Raw genomic sequence first — 23,995 nt, 5'->3', positions numbered from 1 at the left:
CAGCGGTCATTCGGCGGCGGTGAGGCCGATCCCGCCCCATTCGTCCAGTGCGCGGTACGGCTGGTATCCGACGACCCGATCGGTGAGGGTGGCGCCGAGGTCGGAGAATGCCAGGGGGATCATCAGCGCCTGGTCCACGACCGCGGCGGAGACGTCGCCGAGGAGCCGTCCGCGGGCCTGCTGGTCCGGTTCGGCGTTCGCGGCGGCCAGGGCCTCCGCGAAGCCGGGGGTGACGTCGTGCGACGGGTTCTGCGGCGAATCCGGGGCGAAGTACGTGGTCAGCAACAGCGACGGATCGGCCCGCCCGGAGAAGGTGGTCAGCACGGCGTCGAGCTCACCGCGGTTGAAGACGGGCGACATCTCGGCGGGGCTGAGCAGCCGGATCTGCATGGTGACGCCGATCGCGTCGAGCTGCTGCTGGACGATCTGCGCGATCCGCTCGTTCTCGGGCAGGTTCATCACACCGGCGGTGAACGTGAACCCGTCCGGCAGTCCGGCGGCGGCGAGCGTCTCCCGCGCCGCCTGCTCGTCGTAGGCGTAGCGGTCGGCCAGTTCCGGGTTGTAGGCGAAGTAGCCCTGCGGGAAGTTCTGGCCGGCCGCCTCGCCGTGGCCTTCGAGGGCGGAGTCGACGAGGGCCTGCCGGTCGATCGCGGTGCTCAGCGCCCGGCGCACGTCGACGTTGTCGAATTCGCTGCGAGTGCGGTTGAAGTGCAGGACGTAGTGGTTCAGGCTCGTCTGAACCTGGGAGTCCAGGCCCTGTGCGGCGGCGGGGTCGATCGAGAGCGGGGTGGCCATCGCGATGTCCAGCTCGCCCGACGCCAGCGCGTTGATGCGGGTCTGCGGGTCGGTGACGACCTCCCATTCGAAGCGCTCGGCGGTCACCGATTCCGGATCCCAGTAGCCGTCCCAGGCGACGAAGTCGTACGACGCGCCGGGCTGGGCGTCGGCGACGGTGTACCGACCCGCGCCGACCGGCCGCAGCACCAGGGCGGCGTCCTTCTCCGGCGTGCCGAACGCATTCGGGCTGACCATCATTCCGGGCAGATCGGACAGCGTCAGGACGAGCTGGGTGCCGGGCCCGGTCAACCGCAGCACCACCGTGGTGGCATCGGGGGTCTCGATCGCCTCGACCGGGGCGAGCATCGTGGTGGTGATCGAGTCCGGCTCCTGGGCACGTTCGAGGTTGGTCCGGACCGCCTGCGCGTCCAGCGGGGTGCCGTCCTGGAACTGCAGGCCCTTCCGCAGGTGGAAGGTGAGGGTGCGGCCGTCGTCGGAGAACTCCCACGATTCGGCGAGTCCCGGAATCGGATTCGCGTCCCGGTCGCGGTGCACCAGCCGGTCGTACACCTGGGTCAGCATGATGTTGTCCTGCGCGACCCGGGTCTTGTGCGGGTCGAACGACGACGCCCCGTAGGTGGTCGCGTACCGCAGCGTCGCCTGCGGGTCGACGGTGTCCGACGTCGCGGTGCCGGCGGAACCGCACCCGGCGAGGAGCGCGACGGCCAGCGCGGCGCCCAGGGCGAGTCTCGTGCGACGGGCCATGATGTTCTCCGTTTCTCGGCGTGGGAGGGAGACGGAACGTGGGAGGGAGACGGGCGTTACGGCGCGGCCACTCCCACGCCGCGCCACTCGTCGAGCACCCGGCTCGGCTCGTAGCCGACGACGGTGCCGGAGGTGATCGCGCCGAGTTCGGCGAACGCGACGGGCAGCATCGCGGCGTGGTCCATCACCACGGCGTTGACCTCCCCGAGCAGGGCGGCACGTTCGTCGGGATCGGTGGCCCGGTTGGCTGCCTCCATCGCCGTCCGGAATCCGGGAATGTCGTCGTGCGAGGGGTTCTGCGGCGAGTCCTGCCCGTAGTACGACGTCAGCAGCAGCGACGGTTCGGCCCGACCGGTCAGGGTGGTGAGGATGGCGTCGAGTTCGCCGCGGTTGAACGCGGGGTTGAGGTCGGTCGGCGTCATGGACCGGATCTCCATCGTGATCCCCACCCGGGCCAGCTGTTCCTGCATGATCTGCGCGATGAGCTGGTTCTCCGGCAGGTTGGACGCGCCGGCGACGAACGAGAATCCGTTCGGCACACCGGCCTGCGCGAGCAGGGCCTTCGCGCGTTCGGGGTCGAAGGCGTACTGACCGTCGAGGGCGGCGTTGTGCGCGAAGTACCCCGTGGGGAAGTTCTGACCGGCCGCCTCGCCGTGCCCCTCGAGGGCGGTCTCGACCACGGCCTCCCGGTCGACGGCGTGGGCGAGGGCCTGCCGCACCTCGAGGCTGCCGAACTCGCTGCGGGTCCGGTTGAGGTTGAGCACGTAGTTGTTGAGGGTGGTCTGCACGTGCGACTCGAGGCCCTGCTGCTCGGCCGGGTCGACGGACAGCGGGGTGGCGATCGCGGCGTCGAGCTGACCGGAGGCCACCGCGCTCACCCGGGTCTGCGGATCGGTCATCACGATCCACTCGAAGGCGCGGGCCTGCACCGCCTCCGGATCCCAGTAGCCGTCCCGGGCGACGAACTCGTACTGCGCACCGGGCTGTGCCTGCGCGACGGTGTAGCGGCCGGTGCCGGCGGGGGTCAGCACCAGGGCGGCGTCCTTGTCGGGCGTGCCGAAGGCGTTGGGGTTGACCATCATTCCGGGCAGGTCGGAGAGGGTGAGCACGAGCTGCCCGCCCGGCCCGTCGAGCCGCAGCACCACGGTCTGCGGGTCGGGGGCGTCGACCGCGGCGACACCGGCGAGCATGGCGGCCGTGATCGAGTCGGGCTGCATCGCGCGTTCGAGATTGGCCACCACCGCGGCGGCGTCGAACGGCGTGCCGTCGGAGAAGGTCACGTCCTGCCGCAGGCGCAGCGTCAGGGTGGATCCGTCGTCGGCGAATTCCCACGACTCGGCCAGTCCGGGAATCGGGTTCGCGTCCCGATCACGGTGCACCAGCCGGTCGTAGACCAGGTTGAGCATGATCGAGTCGCTGGTGATCCTCGTCTTGTGCGGGTCGAACGACGACGCGCCGTAGGTGGTGGCATAACGCAACGTCGCGTTCGGGTCGACGGTCTGTGCGGCGTCCGTCGCCGCGGAGCTGCCGCACCCGGCCACCGCCACGGCGACGGCGAGCACGGACAGGGCGGCCTTCATCGATCTGCGAAACATGAAAGTCCTCGGGGGATTCGGTTCGTCGACTGGTTCACGGGGCGGCGACGCCGACGCCGCGCCACTCGTCGACGAGCAGGGTGGGTTCGTAGCCCACGACCTGATCGGTCAGGGTGGAGCCGAGCTCGAAGAACACCAGCGGGATCGCCAGCGCGTTGTCGCTGACCAGTTTCGACACGTCGCCGAGCTTGTCGGCACGCGCCTGCGGGTCGGACTCGCGATTGGCCGCATCCAGGGCCTCCTGGAATCCGGGGGCCGTGCTGCGGGACGGGTTCTGTGGCGACTGCGCCCCGTACAACGAGGAGAACAGCAGGGCGGGATCGGACCGGCCGGTGAAGGTGGTGACGATGGCGTCGGCGTCCCCGCGGTTGAACGTCGGGGAGGCTTCGGACGGCGGCATCGGCTTCAGCTGCATGTCGATGCCGACCTCGGCGAGCTGTTGCTGCACGATCTGCGCCACCTGCACGTTCTCGGGCAGGTTGAGCAGGATCGCCGTGAAGGAGAACCCGTTCGGCAGTCCCGCCTGTGCCAGGAGCTGACGGGCCTTGTCGGGATCGTACGGGTAGGCGTCGGCCAGGTCGGGGTCGTAGGCGAAGTAGTCCTTCGGGAAGTTCTGGGTCGCGGCCTCGGCGTGACCTTCCATCGCGGTGTCGGCGATGGCCTGCCGGTCGATCGCGTACGCCAGAGCCTGCCGCACCTCCGGCTTGCCGAACTCCCCGCGCGACCGGTTGAGGTTGACGGCCATGTGGTCGAGCCGCAGTGCCGACTCGACGCGCAGGCCCTGCTGCTCGGCGGCGTCGATGGTCAGCGGGGTCGTGATGGCGGCGTGGAGGTCTCCGGAGGCGACGCCGGCGAGCCGGGCCTGCGGATCGGTCATCACCGTCCACACCACGCTGTCGGTGCGGACCGCTTCGGGATCCCAGTAGCCGGGCCGGGCGGTGAACTCGTACTCGGCGCCCGGCTGCGCGCGGGTCACCGTGTAGCGGCCGGCACCGGCCGGGGTGAGTGCCAGCGCGGCGTTCTTCTCCGGGGTTCCGAATGCGTCGGGGTCGACGATCATTCCCGGCAGGTCGGACAGCGCGAGGACGAGCTGCGCGCCGGGCCGGTCCAGGGCGAGTACGACGGTGCGTTCGTCGGGGGTCGTGATGCCGGTGACCCCGGCGAGCATCGGTGCCGTCACCGAGTCCGGTTCGAGTGCGCGGTTCAGGTTGGCCCGGACGGCGGCCGCGTCCACGGGGGAACCGTCGGCGAAGCTCACCCTCTCGCGCAGATGCAGGGTGAGGGACTCGTCCGTCAGCTCCCACGATTCGGCCAGGCCGGGGACGGGTTGCGCGTCGACGTCGCGGTGCACGAGCCGGTCGTAGACCAGGTTGAGCATCGTGGCATCACTGGTGATCTTGGTCTTGTGCGGGTCGAAGGAGGACGCGCCGAAGACCGTCGCGTAGCGCAGGGGGATCGCCGGGTCGGCGACGCCCGAATGCCCGGGCGCCTCGGAGCCGCACCCGGCCACCAGCACCGCGCACGTCCCGAGGGCGGCCGTCCACCGCCGGATGGAAAACCTGCCCGTTGCGACCGGCATCTCGCCCCTTCCTCGAAGCGCTCGCGCGCACAATCGATTTCAGGACGGACGTCGATACGCACGGCCTGTTGCCGACCGAACGTAAAGGCTTGTGACGTGCCGCACATCGCCGTTCCCACTGAACGAGACCGCGCGGGAATCGGTGGTCAGCCGAGCGCGCCGAGCAGGGTGGCGTTCACCTCCGCGGCCGGGACCATCGGCATCGTGTGGTGCGTTGCTCCCTCGACGAGCACCGGCCGCAGCCGCGAGCTCGCGGCCGCCACGGTGGCCGCCACCTTCGCGCTGTCGTGGACCTTGCTGCCGGCCGCGAGGACGACCGTCGTGTCCACGGCGAGCCCGGCGAGGGCGGGGCGGCCGGGACGTTTCGGGACGACGAGCTTGCCCGTCGGGAAGTGCTCGGCACCGAGGGCGACGAACTCGAGCCAGTCCTCGTCGAGGGGCCGGCCGTCGGTCTCCCAGCGCAGGAAGCGTCGCTGTCGGTCTCCGCTGGGCCGCAGCAGCAGCGGGACCGCGCGAGCCAGGTACCCGGCGCGCATCCGGGCGAAGCACGAATTCGGATCGAGCAACACCATGTTGCGGATCCGCTCGGGTCGTTCGAGTGCGTAGGCGAGCGCAATCATCGCCCCGTACGAGTGGCCGATCAGGTGGAACGAGGACAGGCCGAGCGTCGCGGCGAGGCCGTCGAGCCACGAGCGCAGGTCGTCCACGCTGCGCATCGGCTTTCCGTGCGCGACGCTCCGTCCCACGTCACCGATCGGATCCACGGCCAGGACCCGGTACCGGTCGGCGAGCGCGGCGGCGTTGGCGAACCACACCGTCGACGTCGCACCCCCGCCGGGCAGCAGAAGGACCGGTGGCGCGTCCTCGCGGCCGCAGACAGTGACATGGGTTGTGCCGAATTCCGATTCGACGGTCACCGCGCGGACGTCTGCCGGCCACTTCGCGAGCACGGCATCGTAAGCGCGGAGGAACCGATCCCCCTCGGTGGTGGTTGCGAACTCTGTCGTCGACGCGCGCGGCATCGTCTCCCCCTTTCGTCCGGATCAGCCGGTCGGTCCGGTCATCCCGTAGAACCGTTCCACCCGCATCCGCAGCACGAGGCGGCGGTCGGCGACCATCGCGTCCCGGAACTCGTCCCAGTCCGGATGTTCGCCCTGCACCTCCCGATACAGGGCGACGAGTTCCCCGACGGTGTCGTCGTGCGGGTCCTTCGCGACGGGCGACAGCTCGGCGGTGCCCTCCGCGACCGCGTACGCCCAGCCGTCCGCGGCGCTGACGTACAGGCTCACGCGTGGGTCGCGGCGCACGTTCGCGGTCTTGGCCCGCCCGTCGGTGACGGAGACCGAGAAGGCCCGGGCGCCGGGGTCGTAGTGGTAGACGATGTTGGACAGCTGCGGCCGCCCGTCCCGCTTCAGCGTGACGAGGGCGCCGATCTTCGTTGCAGCGAACAGTGATTCGATCCGGTCTGCGGCCGTCGTCATGGACTCACCATCTCTTTCCGTGGGAGCGGTAGCGTTTGACGTACTCGACCCAGTTCCAGGTCGACAGGAACCCCTGCGCCGCCTCGTATCCCTTGGCGAACTGCGCCTCGATCTCGGACTTGTCGAGGTGGAAGTCGAGGACCCCCACGTCGGTCGAGTCGACGCGGATCGTGCGGGCGCTGACCCACGGCTGGTTGAGGTGGGCCTGGTCGCGGCCGACGAGCACGGTGGTGACGATGCCCTCGATCAGCTCCGGGGAGTCGCCGAGGGCCGAGAACGGACGCAGCAGCCGCAGCGGCGGGAGGACCTTGTCGTTGTCGGCGGGCAGGTTCGGCAACACGGTGACGCCGAAGGTGGGCCAGCGGGGCTGCTCGGTGTCGATCCGGTCGAGCGAGTCGATCGGGAAGTTCGACAGCAGCCCGCCGTCGACCAGGGTCGACGTCAACCCGGACGTGGCGGTGAGCGTGGCGGGCCGGAAGTAGAACGGGATCGACATGGACGCGCGCACCGCGTCGGCCACCGACTGCTCGTCCGGATCGAGGCCGTAGACCGAGCGGTAGTCCCACGGCAGCCGGACCAGCAGGCCCCGCGTGATGTCCGTGACGGTAACCACCAGCCGGTACCGTCGCTCCTCGGGGATGTCCTCGTCGTCCATCCGCAGATCCCCGAAGGTGCTGACGCCCAGGTCCTTCAGCGTGTCCCGGATCCAGGCGTGCGCGTAGTCACCCTGGTAGATCCCCGACCCCCGGAGCACCGCGAATGCGGGACCCAGCAGGGGAATCCGTTCGACGGGCCCCGGGTCGAGGAACTTGCGGTACTTGATCCCGAAGACGGCGTCGCGCATCTGCTCGCCCGTCCACCCGGCCTTCGATCCGGCCGCGACGATGGCGCCGACCACCGCCCCCGCGGACGTGCCCGACACCCGGTTGAGCCGGTATCCGGCGTCGGCCAGAGCCACGACGGCGCCGGCGAGGCCGATGCCCTTCACCCCGCCGCCGGCGAGGACGAGGTCCGCGACGTCCGGGTGCGGGGCTGCGGTCATCGCACACCCCCGGGGTCGCGTCCGCCGCCCGGAACGGTCCGTTCGCACCCGTACATGGCCGCCTCCTCCTGCACCGCAGTGCCGCATCGACGAACTGTTCGGGGCACGGACCCACCCGGCTCCCCTGTCCCTTTCACACTATGCCGGGCACCGCGGGAACGCTGGCAGCAAATCGCGATCCGGGCGACGACGTCGCAGGGCTCGGATCGGTCCGTCGCCACGATTGAACCGCAACCGGACGGGTACGCCTTCGGCAGGGAGGACCACGACCGGAGGAGACAAACCCGTGAACACTCACGTCACAGCGGACACGCTGCGCGCGCTGCTCGAGTCGTCGCTCGACGGCGCGACGCTGATCCTGCAGGGCGGCCGGCCGCGGGTCGTCGGCGCGGGCGAGCTGACCGACGAGAACCGCGCCCTGGCGATCGTCACTCGCGACGAGCTGCGCGAGCAGTTGCCGAAGGACCGGGACTACAACGACACCGATCTGGAGTTCCACGCGGCGGCGCTCGAGGCGACCGTCGCGAATCTCGGCGGCTGAGCGGGAGTGTGTCGTTTCGAGGGGGTCGTTGTTGCGGCGAACGTCGAGAGGCCCGCGCAGCAACCGCCCCTTCGGCGCGACAACCGCCCGGTCAGCTCGGGCGGGCGTCGGGGTGTTCGCGCACGAAGTTGAGATACGCCTTCGACGGCGTCGGGCCGCGCTGGCCCTGGTACTTCGACCCGACGGCGGCGCTGCCGTAGGGGTGCTCGGCCGGGCTGGTCAGCCGGAACAGGCACAGCTGCCCGATCTTCATCCCCGGCCACAGCGTGATCGGCAGGTTGGCGACGTTGGAGAGCTCGAGGGTGATGTGCCCGCTGAAGCCCGGGTCGATGAACCCCGCCGTGGAGTGGGTCAGCAGTCCGAGGCGGCCGAGCGACGACTTGCCCTCGAGACGGCCGGCGAGGTCGTCGGGCAGGCTGCACGTCTCCATCGTGGAGCCGAGCACGAACTCGCCCGGGTGCAGCACGAACGGCTCCCCGGGCGGGGCCTGCACGAGCGAGGTGAGCTCGTCCTGCCGCTGCGCAGGGTCGATGTGCGTGTAGCGGGTGTTGTTGAAGACGCGGAACAGGCTGTCGAGCCGTACGTCCACACTCGACGGCTGCACCATCGCCGCATCGAAGGGGTCGATGCCGAGACGCCCGGAGGCGACCTCGGCGCGGATGTCGCGATCGGAGAGCAGCACGAGGTAGAGGTTAACAACCGCGCCGCTTGACCTCGAGTCGGCTCGAGGTTGTTGGCTGGGTTCCGTACCCGCGGACAGCCAGGAGGAGACATGCGCGCCGTCGTCCGACGCCGATTCGGCAGCCCCGACGTTCTCGTCGAACTCGTCGAGGTGGCGCGGTGACCACCGTCGCGGATCCACCCCTGTGGTCCGCGCGGTACCGGGTCACCACGACCGGGGTCTTCGCACTCGCGTTCCTCGTCGCGTTCGAGTCGTTCGCCGTCGCCACCGTGATGCCGCTCGTCGGCCACGAGTTCGGCGACTACGGCTCCTACGCGCTGGCGTTCGCGGCACCGATCGCGGTGTCGGTCTTCGGGATCCGGCTGGCCGGGCCGTGGATCGACCGGGCCGGTCCCGCCCCGGCGCTGTATACCGGGGTGGTGGTGTTCGCCGGTGGTGTGGTCGGCGCGGCGGCGGCGACGGACATGACGGTGTTCCTCGCCGCCCGCGCCGTGCAGGGCCTGGGCGCGGGACTGGTGGGGGTGAGCCTCTACGTGGTGGTGGCCGCCGCCTACCCGGAGCAGCTGCGGGCCCGGGTGTTCACCGTTCTGACAAGTGCCTGGTTGCTGCCGGCGCTGCTGGGTCCACCGTTGGCGGGTGCGCTGGCCGACGGGTTCGGGTGGCGCTGGGTGTTCGCGGTCGCGCCCGTTCCCGCGGTGGTCGCGGTCGCGGCGCTGATCCCGGCGCTGCGCGGCACGGCCGCCCCCGGTGCCGGGGATCAACCGTGGTCGCTCGGCCGCGGCGCCGTTGCGGCGGTCGCCGTGCTGGGACTCGGCATCGCCGGGCAGCGGTCCGTGGCGGGATGGCCGGTGGTGCTGCTGGTTTCGCTGGTGGCCGTGGCGTGGGCGGTGCCGCGACTGCTACCGCGGGGAACGTGGCGGTTCGGTCCGGGCCTGCCCGCGCTGCTGGCGGCGCGGGCCCTGGCCGGCGCGGCGTTCTTCGGCGTGGAGGTCTACGTGCCGCTGGCCCTGGTGCAGTTCCGGGGCTACTCCCCTGCGGCGGCCGGCGGCTTCCTCACGCTGTCGGCGGTGGCCTGGTTCGCGGGATCGTGGCTCGCGGCGCACGCGCGGATGCTCGCGGATCCGGTGCGCCGGATCCGGATCGGCGTGGTCGCGCTGGTGGCGGCGATCCCGGTGACGGCGACGGTCGCCGCGCCCGCGGTCCGGACGATCGTTCCGTTGCTCGGCTGGGGCCTGGCGGGCCTGGGGATCGGGCTGGCGTTCGTGTCGGCGTCGGTGCTGCTGCTCGACTGGTCGCCGCCCGAGCGCACCGGCGCGAACACCGCGGCCATGCAGGTCAACGATGCCGTCGGCCAGTCGCTCTGGCTGTCCGTCGGCGCGGTGGTGTTCGGGTTGTCGCACGCGACGGGCTGGGGGTTCGCGGCGGTGTTCGCCGGCGCCGCGGTGGTCGCGGCCGCGGCGGGGGCGGCGAGCGGGCGCCTGCGCGTCAGCGGGCCTGCGACGACATCGTGAGCAGGAAGTCGGTGCAGGCCTCGATCACCTCGTCCTGGCTCAGCGGACTGTCGCCCTCGAGCCACGCCGTGAGCACCTGCGCGAGGCCCCCGACGACGAAGTGCGCCGCAAGGTCGAGCCGGGGCGTCGAGCTCACCTCGAAGAAGTCCACCGCCTGCGCCGTCACCAGCCCGGCGAACATGCGCGACGACTCGAGTCGCCGGCTCACCAGCTGGGGGTTGGCCTGGCTGACGGAGAAGATCAGCCGGCCCATGCGCGGGTCCTCGGCGACCTCGCGGACGATGTTCTCCACGCCGGCCCGGACCACCGACCGTTCGTCGCGCGGCGCCTCCGTGACCGCGCGCAGGGTGCTCTCGGCGATCCGCTGGATCACGTGGTCGTACACGGCGACGGTGAGTTCGTCACGGTCGGGGAAGTTCTCGTAGAAGTAGCGCGAGGCCAGGCCGGTGCGCTTGCACACGCCGCGGACGGACAGGGTGTGATCGCCGTCGGGTCCGCCGAGGATGTCGAGCCCGGCCTCGATGAGCTGCGCCCGCCGTTTCGCCTGCCGCTGTTCTCCCCCACGCCCCCCGTAGAGCCGTCCTGTCGCCATCCGTCCATCTTCTCAGGAGAGCCCTTTACCCCGATCATATATGTGACTACAGTCGTGCTCACATATCGGACGGACGAAGGGATCGACCTCGTGACCACCCTCGAGAAGCCTGCCGAGTTCGACGACGTCATGGACGGCCTCGGCCTCATGGCCGGCGCGGCGAACGTCATCATGCAGCTGTCCCACCCCGGCGTCGGCTACGGCGTCGTCGAGAGCCGCGTCGCCTCCGGCCGGCTGTTCGACCATCCGATCAAGCGCACCCGCACCACCCTCACCTACCTCGCCGTCGCGGCCACCGGCACCGACGAGGAGAAGCAACTCTTCCGGCGCGCCGTCAACACCGCCCACCGCCACGTCCGCTCCACCGAGGCGAGCCCGGTCGAATACAACGCCTTCGACCCCGAACTGCAGCTGTGGGTGGCCGCGTGCATCTACCGCGGCTTCGAGGACGTGCACAACGCGCTCTACGGACCGATCCCGGCCGAGGCCGTCGAGTGGTACTACCGCAAGGGCGCCGCCTTCGGCACCACCCTGCAGGTCAAGCCCGACCTGTGGCCGGCCGACCGGGAGGCGTTCGAGGAGTACTGGAACGAAGCACTCGCCAAGGTCGACATCGACGACGTCGTGCGCGATCACCTCTGTGCCATCGCCACCATGCGGTTCCTGCCCCGCCCGGTCTCGCTGCTGTTCGGCCGGCTCAACCTGTTCCTCACCACCGGCTTCCTGCCCCCGATGTTCCGCGACCGGATGCGGCTGCCGTGGAGCCCGCGCGACCAGCGCCGCTTCGACCGGCTCACGCGAACCCTCGGCGCGATCAACTCGCGGATCCCGGTGGCGCTGCGCGAAGCCCCCAACCGGCTGCTCATGGCCGATCTGCGCCGGCGGATCCGGACGGGTCGTCCGCTGGTCTAGTCCCTTCGGGGCCGGTACGCAGCCACATCAGCAGCTGCCCGTAGACCTCGTCGTCGTTGAGCAGCGTCAGATGGTGCGCCGGCGCCCGGTGCATGCCGTCCTCCATGCGGAAGCCGATGCGCCGGGTCCGGCCGTGCCCCGACGCGCTCGGCACGAGGACGAGTCCGTCCCCGAGCAACCGCCCCACCGGATGAGCCGGGCTGCGCGTCAGGGTCGCCGACACGAAGCAGTGCATCGCCCCCTCGAGTAGGGGGACCTCCCGGCACACGGCGCGGCGCAGGTCGTCGATGCCGCGGCCGGACCAGTCCTCGTCCACCACGGCGCCCTGGTTCAGGTCGCGGATGCCGGCGCTGCGCCGTCGCAGCAGCGTCCCGAACGGCCGCAATTCCGGGACCGCGACGAGCGCGGCGCTCGCGTAGTGCACCACCTGCTCGAGCGGCGCCCCCAGATGCGGGGATCCGAGCGAAACGACATGGCGCACAGGATGAGTCCACGCCGCATCGGTCTCGGTGCCGTAGAAGCAGGCGCTGCGCGCGACGAGCCCGCCCATGGAGTGGCCGATCAGCGCGAGCTGCTCGACCCCGCGCGGCCACGCCCGCACGAGCGCGTCGAGCAGCGCCGACAGTTCCCGCCCGTTCGCGGAGATGCGCCGGCCCGTGTTGTAGCGGACGAACACGGACGTGCAGCCGAGATCGTCGACGAGTCGTTCGCCGTAGGTGCGGCGGCCACCGAACCGCCACGTCGTCTCGGTCTCCATCAGCCCGTGGACGAACACCACCACGCGGCCCGTCGCGTGCGGGAACGCGCGAGCGAGGCCGTCCGCCGTGAGCGGCACGACCCGGCTGTCCACCCGCACCGACATCGGCAGCGCCAGCGGTGAGCCCTCGGCCTCGAGGACGTCGCCGATGAGACCCTCGACCGCGGCGATTGCCATCGCCCCGCGGACGCTCTCCGACGGCAACCGGTCGCCGGTGGACTCCGCGAGCCCCAGCACGGCCAGCTTCCCCGTCGCCGCCGCGGCACCCCTGATCGCGGCATAGACCCCGTCGGCGAGCGTGTCGTGCGCGGCCTTCACCGCCAGCGCCGGCGTCCCGACACCTAGCGCGACCGCCCCGAACACCCGGTCGGAGATGCTGCGGTGCATCGCCTGCACGCCCCCGGTCGCCGCGCCCACCTCGTCCAGCAGCAGCCGAGCCAGCTCGGACGCCTCGGACCGCTCCCCCGTGGCCTTCATGTTCCCAGTGTGCGGGTGCGACGGTCCGCTGTCGCGGCGGGTGAGCGGGAGGTTCCGGCGACGAGGGGGCGGTTCCGGAGCCCTCCACTCGGCGTTTGCCGCAACAACCTCCCCCTCGAAACGGAACGCTCCGGGGTGGATGTGACGGCGGCCGCGCGGAGTCTGCTACAGTGTGCGACGAGCCTGGGACGGAGCCGAGAAATCGGCAAAAGCCCAGCGTGCCGATGTAGTTCAATGGTAGAACATCAGCTTCCCAAGCTGAATACGCGGGTTCGATTCCCGTCATCGGCTCTCCTGAAGGCCCTGGCCGGCGCATCGCCCAGCCGGGGCCTTCGTCGTTGGCGGGTTGTCCCCCACGTGCCGGCTAACCGACCAGCAGCACCCCGGCGAGCGCGGTCGCGGCGACAACGATCGTCGAGGCGGCGGCGAGAGCGAAGGGCCGCCACCCGACACCGCGCAACACGGACAGCCGGACCCCGGTACCGAGCGCGAACATCGCGGCGGTGAGCAGCGCGGTCTGGGTCAGTCGCGCGGCGTCGAGCCACGCCGGTCCGAGAACACCGGTGGCCCGCAGCGCCACGCAGGCGAGGAACCCCACCAGGAACAGCGGCACCAAGGGCGGTCGCCGCGTCTGCATGGGCGCGGCAGTGCGGCGTCGTGACGCCACCCCGATCCACGCGACCACCGGTGCCAGCAGCGCCACCCGGGCCAGCTTGACCGTCACCGCAATGGCCAGGGCGCCTCCGCCCGCCGCCGCGGCCGACGACCCCGCGTCGAGCGCGCCGCCGGCCGCGACCACCTGCGCCACCTCGTGAATCGCCGCGCCGGCCCACATTCCCGCCTGGGTCGAATCCAGGCCCAGGGCGTTTGCAGCCGCGGGAAGAGCCGGGATCATCACGGTGCCGAAGACGACGACCAGCGCGATGGTGGTCACCAGTTCGCGCTTACGTGCGTTCACCACGCCGTCGACGGCGGCCGCGGCCGCGGCACCGCAGATCGAGAAACTGCACGCGATCAGCAGCCGTTGCGTCCAGCCGATCCCGAGCACCTTCCCGAGCGCCATCGACCCGGCGATGCCCAGGCCGACCACTGCAGCGACCACCGCGAGCGTCCCCCACCCCAGTGCCAGCACGTTCGGCAGCAGCAGTTGCAGACCCAGCAGCGCTACCCCGATGCGGAGCAGCCGCCGCGAGGCGACGGTCACACCCGGTTCGAAAACCGTCGGCAGCGTTCCCAGATTCGCGACCACCGCGCCGAGCAGGATCGCGATCAGCAGAGGGCTGATCCCACCCAGCAGGGGCGCCGCGACAACTGCCACCGCCGCCGCCGCGGCAGACAACACCAATCCGGGCAGCAATGCACGCGCCCGTTCGAGCGCGACCTTCCCATCGAGCCAGGTGCCGCGGCCGCGCGACTCGGCACGGCCGGTCACCACACCCGCGGCCGGCCGCGTATCCGCTCCGACCGACGTGTCGTGGTCGGCATCTCTGCGGTCGGACTCCGTGGCCGCGGTAGCATCCAGCACGCTGCACACTCTCTTTCGTCGTCATGTAGGCCAGGGAAACCCGGCCCGGCCGGGTATTCGACGTGGGGACCGGGTCCTCACTCTCGGTGGGGTCCGAGATCTGTTCCAAATCGGTGCATTACGGACACTTCGCGGTGACCGGCTCGCCGGGGTGACCGTCGCCGCGCTCGAGCCGGCCACGGTCACCCCGACCCGACCGGGGATCCCTGCAGGGCCTGAAATGCGACGCACCTCACGGTATCCGGATCCGGCACGGCATACTGTCCCTATCGGGACATGATGTATTCGATATGGGACACCGTGCGGAGGTCGAACCCCGGCCCTCCGGACCGGATCGATCGACGACGCGGCACACCAGCGGAGCCGGCATCACGCCGGGATGAGATGCATCGCTCTGCCGGCAACTCGCCGGATGCCCGTCCACCGACCGTCGGACCCTCGGGGTCGCCGCCGGCACTGTGGCGGCTCGCAGCACGGTGTCATACCAGCGCGGCCCCGGCTCGCACGCCGGCGTCCGTCCAATGTTTGGCGCGCCATTGCCTTGGGCTGCAATCGAATTCGCTGCTGAACCAGCGGGAGAAGTTGCTGGCCGAGGAGAAACCGAGCAGGTCGGCGACCTCGGTGAGCGAGTAGCGCCGGCCGGCGACGAGGTGTTCGGCCAGGTCCACGCGGGTGGCGGTGAGCACCGCGGTGTAGTTCTGCCCCGCCTCGGCGAGATGGCGGTGTACGGTGCGCCGGTCGACCCCGAGACTGCGGGCGACCTGTTCGACCGAGCATCGCCCGGTGGGCAGCAGCAGTTCGATCAGCTCGCGGACCCGGGCGACGGGCGTCGCCTCGGTCCGGGTGTCGATGGTGTCGAGGAATTGGCGCGCATACGGGCCGATCGAGGGGCCCGACAGGGCGTTGGGTGCATCGAGATCGCTTGTGTAGAGGACGATTCCGGAGAACTCCTGGTCGAACTTGACCATCGGGCCGAACGCCTCGAGGTGGGCGCTGATGTCCTCGGGCGCGAAGTGGGTGAAGCAGACCGCCAGGGGCTGCCAGCGGCCGCCGCGGAAATCGCGCAACAGCCCGTGCAGTACCCCCGTCGCCAGTTCCGTGGCCTGCCGGGTGTCGGCGGGTTCGCCCAACTCGAGCGCCACCCGGATCGTCGCCACGTCCTCTGCCTCGACCAACCGTAGTCGCAGGGCCTCGTTGTACATGTGCTGATAGCGCATCAGAAACTTCAGCGCGCTGCGGACGTCGGGTTCCTCCCGGATGACCAGGCTCACCGGGCCGAGGCTGGCGAAGCGGCGCCGCTCGACGAGCCGCAGCGCGAAGTCGGGGCGGCGGGTCGCGGCGGCCGAGCGTTCCAGCAGGCGGGCGATCGCGACGGCGGGGATCCACCGGTCCGGCAGCCCCAACCCGGCGGGGTCGAGCCCGACGCTGCGCAGCAGTGGCGTCGGATCCGTGCCCAGCGACGCACACAGGTCGGCGTACCCCGTGATCGCGGCGTAGCGGGCCAACGGCTTCATGTCCGGCCCCACCTCTCGCCCCGGAGAGAACACCTATGTCACCTCAAGATACGCCCGATCGGGCAGTGAGACACGTACAGGCAGGCGGCGATGTCGACGGCTGCTCCGCAGCGCGGGGGCGCGAACGGTCCCCCGCGGCGACTGCATGCGTCGGCGGCCGTTGGTGATCGTCATCGTCGTTGTTCGGGTTCGTGGAGGAAGGCGTCGATCACCGGGGCGAGTCTGCCGGCGGCGGTGATGGGTTCGATGTGTCCGCCGTCGTGCAGGTGCAGGGTGGCGTGGGGCAGTAGCCGGTGCAGGATGTGGGCGTTGACGATCGGGACGATGGGGTCGTCGGTGCCGGCGACGATCAGCGTGGGTTGGCGGATGGCGGGAAGCATCGGCAGGCTGGTCCACACGGCACCGGCAAGCAACTGGTGCAGGTAACCGATCGTCGATCCGGCGTGGGTCTGGGCGTCGAAGAGGGCGGCGATGTCGTCGCCGCGGTGTCTCGCGGTACCGCCGTAGATCTGGCCGGCGATCGCTGCGGCATGGTCGGGGTCGGTGAACCGGCGAGCGGTGAGCATCTTGGCGAGCACCCGGGGATGTCCGGGCACCATGACCGCCCCGGTGGCGGTGGCGACGAGCACGAGTCGCCGGCACCGGCGCGGGTTCTGGAAGGCGAACTGCTGGGCCAGCGCCCCGCCCCAGGACAGGCCGAGGACGTCCACCACGCCGATACCGAGCCGGTCGAGGACCCGCCCCAGCAACCGCGCGAGGTAGCCGAACCCGTAGGGCGCGAACGAGGTCGGCGACCCGCCGGCGCCGGGGACGTCGAACCGGACGATCGTGGTGGCCGGGTCGAGGGCGGCGACGAACGGGTCGAGCACCTCGAGCCCGGCGCCGATCCCGTTGCACAGCACCAGCGGCACCCCGGACCCGCGCCGGATGCGGACCCGGATGCGTTGCCGGCCCACGGTGACGGTGCGCTGCGTAGTGCGGGCGTCTCCGGTCATCGGTAGACGACGACGACTTCGGCGACGCACACCGGCCGCTCCCCGCCCTGGATCTCGTAGACGAGGGTGAACACGGCCTCGATGCCGGCGGGTTTCTCCACTGCGGCGGTGAGGGTGACGGTGGCGCGCACTTGGGCTCCGACCGGGACCGGTGCGGGGAAGCGGACCTTGTTCGCCCCGTAGTTCACTGCCATCCCGAGGTGGTCGATGGTGAGTACCTCGGCGAGCACGAGCGGCGTCAGCGACAGGGTGAGGTAGCCGTGCGCGATGGTGGTGCCGAACGGTCCGGCCACGGCCCGGTCGGGGTCGGTGTGGATCCACTGGTGGTCGCCGGTGGCGTCGGCGAACCGGTTCACCTGCTCCTGGGTGATCTCGCGCCAGTCGGTGCGGCCGAGTTCGCGCCCGACCAGGTCGAGCAGTGCTTTCGGGTTGTCGAGTGTGGTGGTCATGATGTCGCTTCCTGGGATCGTGGTGGGTCAGGTGTGGTGTACGTAGGTGCCGGGCGCGGGGTCGAGCGGGGAGTTGTCGGCGCCGCCGAGCGTGGTGGGTGCGGCGACGGTGGCGCCGCTGCGCGCGGCGAGCCAGGTGGTGTAGTCGGGCCACCAGGAGTCGCGGGTGACCGTCGCGCGGTCGAGCCACTGCTCCGGGGTGTCCGCGTCGACGGGCCCGACCCGGAAGGACGCCTTGGGGTTTCCGGGTGGGTTGACCAGCGCGGCGACGTGCCCGCTGGTGGAGAGCACGAACCGGGTGTCGGCGCCGCCGAGCAGGGCGGCGCTGCGGTGGCAGGCCTGCCATGGCGAGATGTGGTCGGCGATGCCGCCGATCACGTACGCGTCGGCGGTGACCGCGCCGAGGTCGATCGGGGTGCCCAACAGGTCGATCGTGCCGGGGGTGGCCAGCGCGTTGGTGGTGCCGATGCGGACCAGGTCGCGGTGCAGGCCGGCGGCCATGCGAGTGGTGTCGGCGTTCCAGTGCAGCACGTCGAACGGCGCGGGCGGGCGGCCCTGCAGGTAGTTGTTGACCCAGTAGCGCCACACCAGGTCGGTGGGGCGCAGCCAGGCGAACACCTCGGTCAGCTCGTCCCCGTCCAGGTAGCCCCTGGACTGCGAGCGTTCGACCGCGGTCTCGGCGGTGCGTTCGTCGAGGGCGGCGGCGGCAAACCCGGCCTGGGCCTGGTCGAGCACGGTCACCGCCAGGGTGAGCCCGGCAACCCGGTCGCTGTGGCCGGTGGCGGCCAGGTACGCGGCGGTCGTCGCGGCCAGGATCCCGCCCGAGCAGCTGCCCTGCAGGTGCGTACGGTCGGTGCCGGTAATCGCCTGAACGGCGTCCATCGCCTCGAGGATCGCCGCGCCGTAGGTGTCGAGGTCCCAGTCCCGATGCTCGGCGTGGGGGTTGCGCCAGGAGATGGCGAACACCTGCTGGCCCTGGGCGACGAAATACTCGATCATGCTGCGGCCGGGGGCGATGTCGGTGATGTAGTACTTGTTGATCACCGGCGGCACCATCAGCAGCGGCACCTCGCGCACGGTCGCCGATTGCGGCGCGTACTGGATCAGCTCGAACACCGGGGTGCGCAACACCACTGCCCCGGGTGTGACCGCGACGGTCTCGCCGAGGGTGTAGGCGCCGGCTTCGATCATCGCCGGCACCCGCGGCTTGGTGGCCATGTCGCGGGCGAACGCGCGCGCCCCGCGGAGCGCGGACAGGCCGCCGGTGTCGATGAGCGCTTTCCACCCGAGCGGGTTGAGCAGCGGATTGTTGCTCGGCGCGAGGCCCTCGACGAGGTTGTCGAGCACGAACCGCATCCGTTCGGCGTCGCGCCAGTCCAAGCCGGCGTCGGCGAGCAGGTTGTAGGCGGTGTCGGCGGTGGCGAGGTAGGCCTGCATGGTGCGGTGCAACCAGGGGTTGTTCTGCCACGCCGGGTCGGCGAATCGTTTGTCGCCCTTGCCGGGTGCGCGGTCGGCGCGGCCGGCGGCGACGGCAGCGAGTTCCCTGGCCAGGGTGCCGCCGCGATGCGCGAGCGTGCCCGGGCGGGTGGCCAGCCCGCCCGCGAGCCGGGCCCAGGATCGGTTGGGCAGCATCCGGCCGGCCACGCCGCGGGCCGAGCCGGCCAGCAGCAGGTCGAGCGGCGCGGCGAGCTCGACGGGGCGGTGTGCCGGCTTGGTGGTGGTGGTGGTGGTCATGGTCGGTTGCTGCTGCTTTCGAACGTCGGGATGGTGATGTCGCGGCGCAGGATCTTGCCGGTCGGCCCCTGCGGCAGGGTGTCGAGGATCCAGATGTGACGCGGGTACTTGTAGGCGGCGACCCGCTGCTTGACGAACGCGACGATCTCGGCGGCGTCGGCGCTCACGCCGGGCTTGAGGGTGACCGCGGCACCGATCTCCTCGCCGAGGCTGTCGTGCGGGATGCCGACCACTGCGGCCTCCGCCACGGCAGGGTGCTCGTAGACGACCTCCTCGACCTCGCGGGGATAGACGTTGAACCCGCCGCGGATGATCAGGTCCTTCTTGCGGTCCACGATGTAGAAGTAGCCGTCGGTGTCCATGCGGCCGATGTCGCCGGTGGCGAACCAGCCCGCCGCGTCGATCGCGGCCGCGGTCGCCTCGGGCAGGTTCCAGTAGCCCTTCATCACGTTCGGTCCCGCGATCTGGATCTCGCCGGGCTGGTCGGCCGGTACCTCGACACCGGCGTCGTCCACGACGCGCATCCGCACGCCCTCGATCGGGGTGCCGATCGAGCCGGTCTTGCGGACGCGGTCCGGGTGGTTGAACGAGGCGACCGGCGAGGTTTCCGACAACCCGTACCCTTCCAGGATCACCGCGTCGAAGGTCTGCTCGAAGTCGGTGAGCACCGCCACCGGCAGCGACGCGCCGCCGGACACGCACACTCGCAGGCTCGCCGTCGCCGCCGCGTCGAGTTCCCCTGCGACACCGAGCATCGCGGCGTACATGGTCGGCACGCCCTCGAACACGGTGACCCGGTCGCGGGCGATCACCTCGAGCGCGATCCGAGGGTCGAACCGCGGCACCAGTGTCAGCGTGGCACCCACGAGGACCGAGGCGTTGAGCCCACAGGTGAGCCCGAAGGCGTGGAACAGCGGCAGTGCGCCCATCACCACGTCGTCGGGTCCGATCTGGATCAGGGTGCGGGCGGTCACCTCGGCGTTGCCGGCCAGTCCGGCGTGGGTGAGTTCGGCGCCCTTGGGCTTGCCGGTAGTACCCGAGGTGTGCAGGATCACCGCGGTGTCCTCACCGGCCCGCGCCACCGGCGCGGCCTGGGCCGGCAGGTCGGCGATCAGTCGGACGAGGTCGTCGTCGTCCACCAGCCACAACCGGGCGTCGGCCGCATCGGCCGCGGCGCGGGCCTGTTCGGCGAACACCGGGGTCGCGAACAGCGCCGACGCGGCGGTGTTGGTCAGGAAGAACTCGATTTCGCGGGCCTTCAGCAGCGGGTTCATCGGCACCGCGACGGCGCCGCGCCGCAGAATGCCGTAGAACACGATCGCGAACGCCGCGGTGTTGGGCAGCATCACCGCGACCCGGTCACCGGGTGCGATCCCGGACCGTTCGAGCAGGGTTGCCACCCGCGCCGCGGCCGCGTCGAACTCGGCGAACGACAGCGTGTCCTCGCCGCACCGCAACGCGGTCTTGTCGGGGTAGTTGCGCGCTGACACAACGAGATTGGTACTGAGATTGGTCATGTGGTGGGTCTCCGGTGTGGTTCGAGAAAGGGGTCGTGAGCAGTGGTCGTATACGAGCCGGCGCGGGGCCGAGGGGGCACGCACAGCGCCGGAGCCCAGCGGATGGAGCCGAGCACCCAGGCCAGCCACGCGATGCGTGCGCCGGCGTCGAACCGGGTGGGCGTCAGACGGGCGAGCCACTCGGTGGATTCGCTCGCGTGAGTGGTCGGCGCGGTGCTGCTCACAGTCCGAGGTCCCGTCCGATGATCTCCTTCATGATCTCGTTGGACCCGGCCCAGATCTTGGTCACCCGGGCGTCCTTCCACGCCCGCGCGACCCGGTATTCGTTCATGAACCCGTAGCCGCCGTGCAGCTGCACGCAGCTGTCGAGGATCTGGTTCTGCACCTGCGAGCTCCACCACTTGGCCTTCGCGGCGTCCACCGCGCTCAGCCGCCCCTCGGTGTGCGCCTGCACGCACCGATCGACGAACGCCTGTGCCACCTCCAGCGTGGTGACCAGTTCGGCGAAGAGGAACTTGTTGTACTGGAACGAGCCGATCGCCTGACCGAACGCCTTGCGCGCCCGGGCATAGTCGAGGGTCTCAGCCAGGATTGCCTCGGCGTGTGCGAGATTCGACACCGCCGCGCAGATCCGTTCCTGTGGCAGCATTCGCATCATGTACGCGAACCCGCCGTCCACGTCGCCGATCACATTCGCCGCGGGGACGCGCACGTCGGTGAAGAACAACTCGGCGGTGTCGGACTCGGGTTGGCCGACCTTGTCCAGCTTGCGGCCCCGTTCGAAGCCCGCCATGCCGGTCTCGACCGCGAACAGGGTGATGCCCTTGGCCTTCTTCTCCGGGCTGGTCTTCGCGGCCACGATCACCAGGTCGGCGTGGTAGCCGTTGGTGATGAACGTCTTGGACCCGTTGAGGATCCAGTCCTCCCCGTCGCGGCGGGCGGTGGATTTCAACCCGGCCAGGTCCGATCCCGCGGCCGGTTCGGTCATCGCGATCGCGGCGACCAGTTCACCGGTGCAGAACCCCGGCAGCCACCGCTGCTTCTGTTCCTCTGTCGTCAGCTCCACCAGATACGGCGCCACGATGTCGTAATGGATGCCGAAACTCGACGCGATCGCCGCACTCACCCGCGAGAGCTCCTCCCCCACAACCGCGTTGAACCGGTAGTCCCCGGCCGCGCTGCCGCCGTACTGTTCGGGTACCTCCAGCCCCAGCAGGCCGAGCTTGCCCGCCTCGATCCAGATCTCGCGGTCGATGAACCGCTGCTCGATGATCCGCTCGTGCTCCGGAATCAGGTGGCGCTGCGTGAAATCACGCACCGTGTCACGAAAGGCGAGGTGGTCGGGGGTATAGATGGTCCTGGTCATCGATCTTCCTGGTGGGGGTGGCGACGGGTGCGTTCGAGCACGTCGGGCAGGTGGCCGCGCCGGCCGGCTACATCGACGATCCCGGTGCTGGTGACGTGGCCCGCGGAGTGCGGGACTCGATCGAGAACCCATGCGGGTCTTCGGCTTGCCACTCCACGGTAGCCGGACCGCCGCCACAATACTTATCTCATCGGGTCAGCAGACTATTCGTATCGGGACAGCGTCGGTTGCGCACAGACGACACCGCCTGCGCTCCACGCGAATCCGACGAGCACCCTCGTCGCCCACCTACGCAACCCCGCTCGGCTCGATCCACCGACACCGTCTCACACCACCGCCACCGGGACGCAGTCGGTCCCACCCCGGCGGGATCAATGTCCCAGGCCGGCGAGACCGCCGAATTGCAGGCGCGTCTCGAAGTGAATATTTGAAGTCCCGTCAGGATAAGTATTACCGGGATGGTCCGATTAGAGTTGGGTTCATCACAGCACGGGCCAACCGGTGACCGGCCTCACAAACCGAACCGGCAGACCCGAAGGAATCCAAAGCTGTTCCACAGCAAAGTGTTTGGGATATTCGAGTCGTCACGACGCGAACGCCCGGGACCGAGAAGGAGAATACAGTGGCGAAGGTCGTTCGTTTCTACGAGACCGGTGGACCGGAGGTCCTGCGGTGGGAGAACGCCGAGGTCGGCGAGCCCGGACCGGGCGAGGTCCGGATCCGCCACGGTGCGGTCGGCCTCAACTTCGCCGACACCTACTTCCGGACCGGGCTCTACCCGGCCGCGTTGCCGGCCGGCATGGGCGTCGAGGCCGCGGGTGTGGTCGAGGCCGTCGGCGCCGGTGTGTCGCACGTGCGGGAAGGTGACCGGGTCACCTACACCGGCAGCCCGCTGGGCGCCTACAGCACCGAACGGGTGATGCCGGCCGAGCACCTGATCACGCTCCCGGACGGGATCGCGTTCGAGACCGCGGCGTCGATGACCATGCGCGGGCTCACCAGTGCGTATCTGCTGCGGCGCATCGCCGCGCTGGGCGCCGGGGACACGGTGCTGCTGCACGCCGCCGCGGGCGGGGTCGGCTCCATCGTCACCCAGTGGGCGAATCTGCTGGGCATCAACGTGATCGGCACTGTGTCCAGCGACGCGAAGGCCGAGATCGCCCGCGCCAACGGCTGTGCGCACGTGATCGTCTACACCCGTGAGAACGTCCCCGCCCGGGTCCGCGAGATCACCGACGGGGCCGGAGTGCCGGTGGTGTTCGACAGCATCGGCGCCTCCACCTTCGCAACCTCGCTCGACTCGCTGGCCCGTCGCGGCCTGCTGGTGTGCTTCGGCACCGCGTCCGGACCGATTCCGCCGATCGACGCGATGCAGCTCGCGGTGAAGGGCTCGTTGTTCGTGACCCGTCCGGCGCTGGCGGACTACATCGCCGACCCGGCCGAGCGGGCCGAACTGGCCGGCGAGGTGTTCGGCCACGTCGCCGCCGGGCGGATCCGCATCGAGATCAACCAGCGCTACGAACTGGCCGACGCGGTGGCCGCGCACCGCGACCTCGAGGCCGGCGCCAGCATCGGCACCTCGGTGTTCACCCTCTGATCCCGGCGACTACCCGACACCGAAACCGAACCCCAATTCTTCTAGGAGACAAGAAATGTCTGTCACAAGCGAGACACCCCGGCGGACACGGACGGTGACCCCGTTCCGGGTCGAGCCGTTGACCGCCACGATCGGCGCGGAGGTGTTCGACATCGACCTCGGGGAGGTGTCGCGTGACCACGCGCTGTTCGAACAGCTGCACGCGCTGCTGCTGCGTCACAAGGTGCTGTTCTTCCGGGGGCAGGACATCACCCGCGCCGAGCACGTGGCGCTGGCCGAGCGGTTCGGTCCGCTCGAGGATCACCCGGCGCTCGGCAGCGACCCCGACCATCCCGGTCTGGTGCGGATCTACAAGGATCTCGACAGCGCGCCCGAGCACTACGAGAACGCCTACCACTGCGACGCCACGTGGCGGCCCAACCCCCCGATGGGGTCGGTGCTGCGCGCCGTGGAGATCCCGCCGGTCGGCGGCGACACCGTCTGGGTGAACATGGCCGAGGCCTACCGGCGGCTGCCGCAGTCGGTCAAGGACCGGATCGCCGGGCTGCGGGCCCGGCACAGCATCGAGGCCAGCTTCGGTGCCGCCC

22 protein-coding genes and 1 tRNA gene are annotated in these 23,995 nt (G+C 70.5%); 6 read left to right on the top strand and 17 right to left on the bottom strand.

Going from position 1 to position 23,995, the window contains the following annotated elements:
- Positions 1-6 precede the first annotated feature (6 nt).
- From G6038_RS13890 to G6038_RS13865, 6 genes are all read right to left on the bottom strand, one after another.
- Entirely contained in the window at positions 7-1,542 is a 1,536-nt protein-coding gene (locus G6038_RS13890) for an ABC transporter substrate-binding protein (protein ID WP_165038447.1), read from the bottom strand.
- Positions 1,543-1,598: 56 nt separating this feature from the next.
- A complete protein-coding gene (locus G6038_RS13885; RefSeq protein ID WP_165038483.1) occupies positions 1,599-3,122 on the bottom strand; it encodes an ABC transporter substrate-binding protein in 1,524 nt (507 codons plus the stop codon).
- A 49-nt stretch (positions 3,123-3,171) separates the two neighbouring features.
- Positions 3,172-4,716: an ABC transporter substrate-binding protein gene (locus G6038_RS13880; protein WP_165038446.1), complete on the bottom strand. Its 1,545-nt coding sequence runs from the start codon at positions 4,714-4,716 to the stop codon at positions 3,172-3,174.
- A gap of 146 nt (positions 4,717-4,862) precedes the next feature.
- Positions 4,863-5,738, bottom strand: a complete 876-nt coding sequence (locus G6038_RS13875) for an alpha/beta fold hydrolase (RefSeq protein ID WP_165038445.1) — start codon at positions 5,736-5,738, stop codon at positions 4,863-4,865.
- Between the two features lie 21 nt (positions 5,739-5,759).
- Positions 5,760-6,197: a PPOX class F420-dependent oxidoreductase gene (locus tag G6038_RS13870; RefSeq protein ID WP_165038444.1), complete on the bottom strand. Its 438-nt coding sequence runs from the start codon at positions 6,195-6,197 to the stop codon at positions 5,760-5,762.
- Between the two features lie 4 nt (positions 6,198-6,201).
- Complete coding sequence (locus G6038_RS13865; protein ID WP_165038443.1) at positions 6,202-7,239, bottom strand: patatin-like phospholipase family protein; 1,038 nt, start codon at positions 7,237-7,239, stop codon at positions 6,202-6,204.
- 286 nt (positions 7,240-7,525) lie between these two features.
- Between G6038_RS13865 and G6038_RS13860 the strand changes: the two genes are divergently transcribed.
- Entirely contained in the window at positions 7,526-7,780 is a 255-nt protein-coding gene (locus G6038_RS13860) for a hypothetical protein (protein WP_165038442.1), read from the top strand.
- Between the two features lie 91 nt (positions 7,781-7,871).
- Here the strand turns inward: G6038_RS13860 and dcd are convergent, their stop codons facing one another.
- Complete coding sequence (gene dcd, locus G6038_RS13855; RefSeq protein WP_006947585.1) at positions 7,872-8,462, bottom strand: dCTP deaminase; 591 nt, start codon at positions 8,460-8,462, stop codon at positions 7,872-7,874.
- Between the two features lie 158 nt (positions 8,463-8,620).
- Between dcd and G6038_RS13850 the strand changes: the two genes are divergently transcribed.
- Entirely contained in the window at positions 8,621-9,973 is a 1,353-nt protein-coding gene (locus tag G6038_RS13850; protein WP_165038441.1) for an MFS transporter, read from the top strand.
- Here the strand turns inward: G6038_RS13850 and G6038_RS13845 are convergent.
- Positions 9,948-10,565 carry a TetR/AcrR family transcriptional regulator gene (locus G6038_RS13845; RefSeq protein WP_165038440.1) on the bottom strand — a complete coding sequence of 206 codons (618 nt, stop codon included), beginning with the start codon at positions 10,563-10,565 and terminating at the stop codon, positions 9,948-9,950. The genes G6038_RS13850 and G6038_RS13845 overlap by 26 nt on opposite strands.
- Positions 10,566-10,655: 90 nt before the next feature.
- Here G6038_RS13845 and G6038_RS13840 point away from each other — a divergent pair, with 90 nt between their 5' ends.
- Positions 10,656-11,477, top strand: a complete 822-nt coding sequence (locus tag G6038_RS13840; RefSeq protein ID WP_165038439.1) for an oxygenase MpaB family protein — start codon at positions 10,656-10,658, stop codon at positions 11,475-11,477.
- On the opposite strand, the gene G6038_RS13835 is transcribed toward G6038_RS13840, so the two are convergent.
- Positions 11,428-12,711 (bottom strand): alpha/beta hydrolase, encoded by a 1,284-nt coding sequence (locus tag G6038_RS13835; RefSeq protein ID WP_165038438.1) that lies wholly within the window; start codon positions 12,709-12,711, stop codon positions 11,428-11,430. The genes G6038_RS13840 and G6038_RS13835 overlap by 50 nt on opposite strands.
- A gap of 220 nt (positions 12,712-12,931) precedes the next feature.
- Between G6038_RS13835 and G6038_RS13830 the strand changes: the two genes are divergently transcribed.
- Positions 12,932-13,002 (top strand) — tRNA-Gly (locus tag G6038_RS13830).
- Between the two features lie 73 nt (positions 13,003-13,075).
- On the opposite strand, the gene G6038_RS13825 is transcribed toward G6038_RS13830, so the two are convergent.
- From G6038_RS13825 to G6038_RS13790, 8 genes are all read right to left on the bottom strand, one after another.
- Positions 13,076-14,245, bottom strand: coding sequence for a putative sulfate exporter family transporter (locus tag G6038_RS13825; RefSeq protein WP_346772817.1), 1,170 nt, complete (start codon positions 14,243-14,245; stop codon positions 13,076-13,078).
- Positions 14,246-14,715: 470 nt separating this feature from the next.
- Complete coding sequence (locus G6038_RS13820; RefSeq protein ID WP_165038437.1) at positions 14,716-15,750, bottom strand: AraC family transcriptional regulator; 1,035 nt, start codon at positions 15,748-15,750, stop codon at positions 14,716-14,718.
- A 170-nt stretch (positions 15,751-15,920) separates the two neighbouring features.
- The gene (gene phaZ / locus G6038_RS13815; protein WP_165038436.1) at positions 15,921-16,745 is read right to left on the bottom strand and encodes a poly(3-hydroxyalkanoate) depolymerase; all 825 of its coding nucleotides are present in this window, start codon (positions 16,743-16,745) and stop codon (positions 15,921-15,923) included.
- The gene (locus G6038_RS13810; protein WP_165038435.1) at positions 16,742-17,194 is read right to left on the bottom strand and encodes a MaoC family dehydratase; all 453 of its coding nucleotides are present in this window, start codon (positions 17,192-17,194) and stop codon (positions 16,742-16,744) included. Before G6038_RS13810 ends, phaZ begins: the two co-directional genes overlap by 4 nt.
- A 27-nt stretch (positions 17,195-17,221) precedes the next feature.
- The gene (locus G6038_RS13805; RefSeq protein ID WP_165038434.1) at positions 17,222-18,928 is read right to left on the bottom strand and encodes an alpha/beta fold hydrolase; all 1,707 of its coding nucleotides are present in this window, start codon (positions 18,926-18,928) and stop codon (positions 17,222-17,224) included.
- Positions 18,925-20,445, bottom strand: a complete 1,521-nt coding sequence (locus G6038_RS13800) for a long-chain fatty acid--CoA ligase (RefSeq protein WP_165038433.1) — start codon at positions 20,443-20,445, stop codon at positions 18,925-18,927. Before G6038_RS13800 ends, G6038_RS13805 begins: the two co-directional genes overlap by 4 nt.
- On the bottom strand, positions 20,442-20,669 hold the full coding sequence (locus G6038_RS13795) for a hypothetical protein (RefSeq protein WP_165038432.1): 228 nt from the start codon (positions 20,667-20,669) through the stop codon (positions 20,442-20,444). Before G6038_RS13795 ends, G6038_RS13800 begins: the two co-directional genes overlap by 4 nt.
- Positions 20,666-21,811 carry an acyl-CoA dehydrogenase family protein gene (locus G6038_RS13790; protein ID WP_165038431.1) on the bottom strand — a complete coding sequence of 382 codons (1,146 nt, stop codon included), beginning with the start codon at positions 21,809-21,811 and terminating at the stop codon, positions 20,666-20,668. Before G6038_RS13790 ends, G6038_RS13795 begins: the two co-directional genes overlap by 4 nt.
- A 622-nt stretch (positions 21,812-22,433) precedes the next feature.
- On the opposite strand from G6038_RS13790, the gene G6038_RS13785 reads away from it, so the two are divergent.
- The gene (locus G6038_RS13785) at positions 22,434-23,408 is read left to right on the top strand and encodes a quinone oxidoreductase (RefSeq protein WP_165038430.1); all 975 of its coding nucleotides are present in this window, start codon (positions 22,434-22,436) and stop codon (positions 23,406-23,408) included.
- A 55-nt stretch (positions 23,409-23,463) separates the two neighbouring features.
- The coding region (locus G6038_RS13780; RefSeq protein ID WP_165038429.1) for a TauD/TfdA family dioxygenase at positions 23,464-23,995 on the top strand (532 nt) is incomplete at its 3' end.

It is taken from the genome of Rhodococcus sp. 14C212 (assembly GCF_011058195.1).
Lineage (GTDB): Bacteria > Actinomycetota > Actinomycetes > Mycobacteriales > Mycobacteriaceae > Rhodococcus > Rhodococcus aetherivorans.
Note: the sequence above shows the minus strand (reverse complement) of the source record. Positions and strands in the feature narration are given on the sequence as shown.

Bases quoted from the DNA above. Each gene is read 5' to 3' on its own strand.
- G6038_RS13890 (WP_165038447.1), bottom strand. From the start codon at position 1,542: ATGGCCCGTCGCACGAGACTCGCCCTGGGCGCCGCGCTGGCCGTCGCG.
- G6038_RS13885 (WP_165038483.1), bottom strand. From the start codon at position 3,122: ATGAAGGCCGCCCTGTCCGTGCTCGCCGTCGCCGTGGCGGTGGCCGGG.
- G6038_RS13880 (WP_165038446.1), bottom strand. From the start codon at position 4,716: ATGCCGGTCGCAACGGGCAGGTTTTCCATCCGGCGGTGGACGGCCGCC.
- G6038_RS13875 (WP_165038445.1), bottom strand. From the start codon at position 5,738: ATGCCGCGCGCGTCGACGACAGAGTTCGCAACCACCACCGAGGGGGAT.
- G6038_RS13870 (WP_165038444.1), bottom strand. From the start codon at position 6,197: ATGACGACGGCCGCAGACCGGATCGAATCACTGTTCGCTGCAACGAAG.
- G6038_RS13865 (WP_165038443.1), bottom strand. From the start codon at position 7,239: ATGACCGCAGCCCCGCACCCGGACGTCGCGGACCTCGTCCTCGCCGGC.
- G6038_RS13845 (WP_165038440.1), bottom strand. From the start codon at position 10,565: ATGGCGACAGGACGGCTCTACGGGGGGCGTGGGGGAGAACAGCGGCAG.
- G6038_RS13835 (WP_165038438.1), bottom strand. From the start codon at position 12,711: ATGAAGGCCACGGGGGAGCGGTCCGAGGCGTCCGAGCTGGCTCGGCTG.
- G6038_RS13820 (WP_165038437.1), bottom strand. From the start codon at position 15,750: ATGAAGCCGTTGGCCCGCTACGCCGCGATCACGGGGTACGCCGACCTG.
- phaZ (WP_165038436.1), bottom strand. From the start codon at position 16,745: ATGACCGGAGACGCCCGCACTACGCAGCGCACCGTCACCGTGGGCCGG.
- G6038_RS13810 (WP_165038435.1), bottom strand. From the start codon at position 17,194: ATGACCACCACACTCGACAACCCGAAAGCACTGCTCGACCTGGTCGGG.
- G6038_RS13805 (WP_165038434.1), bottom strand. From the start codon at position 18,928: ATGACCACCACCACCACCACCAAGCCGGCACACCGCCCCGTCGAGCTC.
- G6038_RS13800 (WP_165038433.1), bottom strand. From the start codon at position 20,445: ATGACCAATCTCAGTACCAATCTCGTTGTGTCAGCGCGCAACTACCCC.
- G6038_RS13790 (WP_165038431.1), bottom strand. From the start codon at position 21,811: ATGACCAGGACCATCTATACCCCCGACCACCTCGCCTTTCGTGACACG.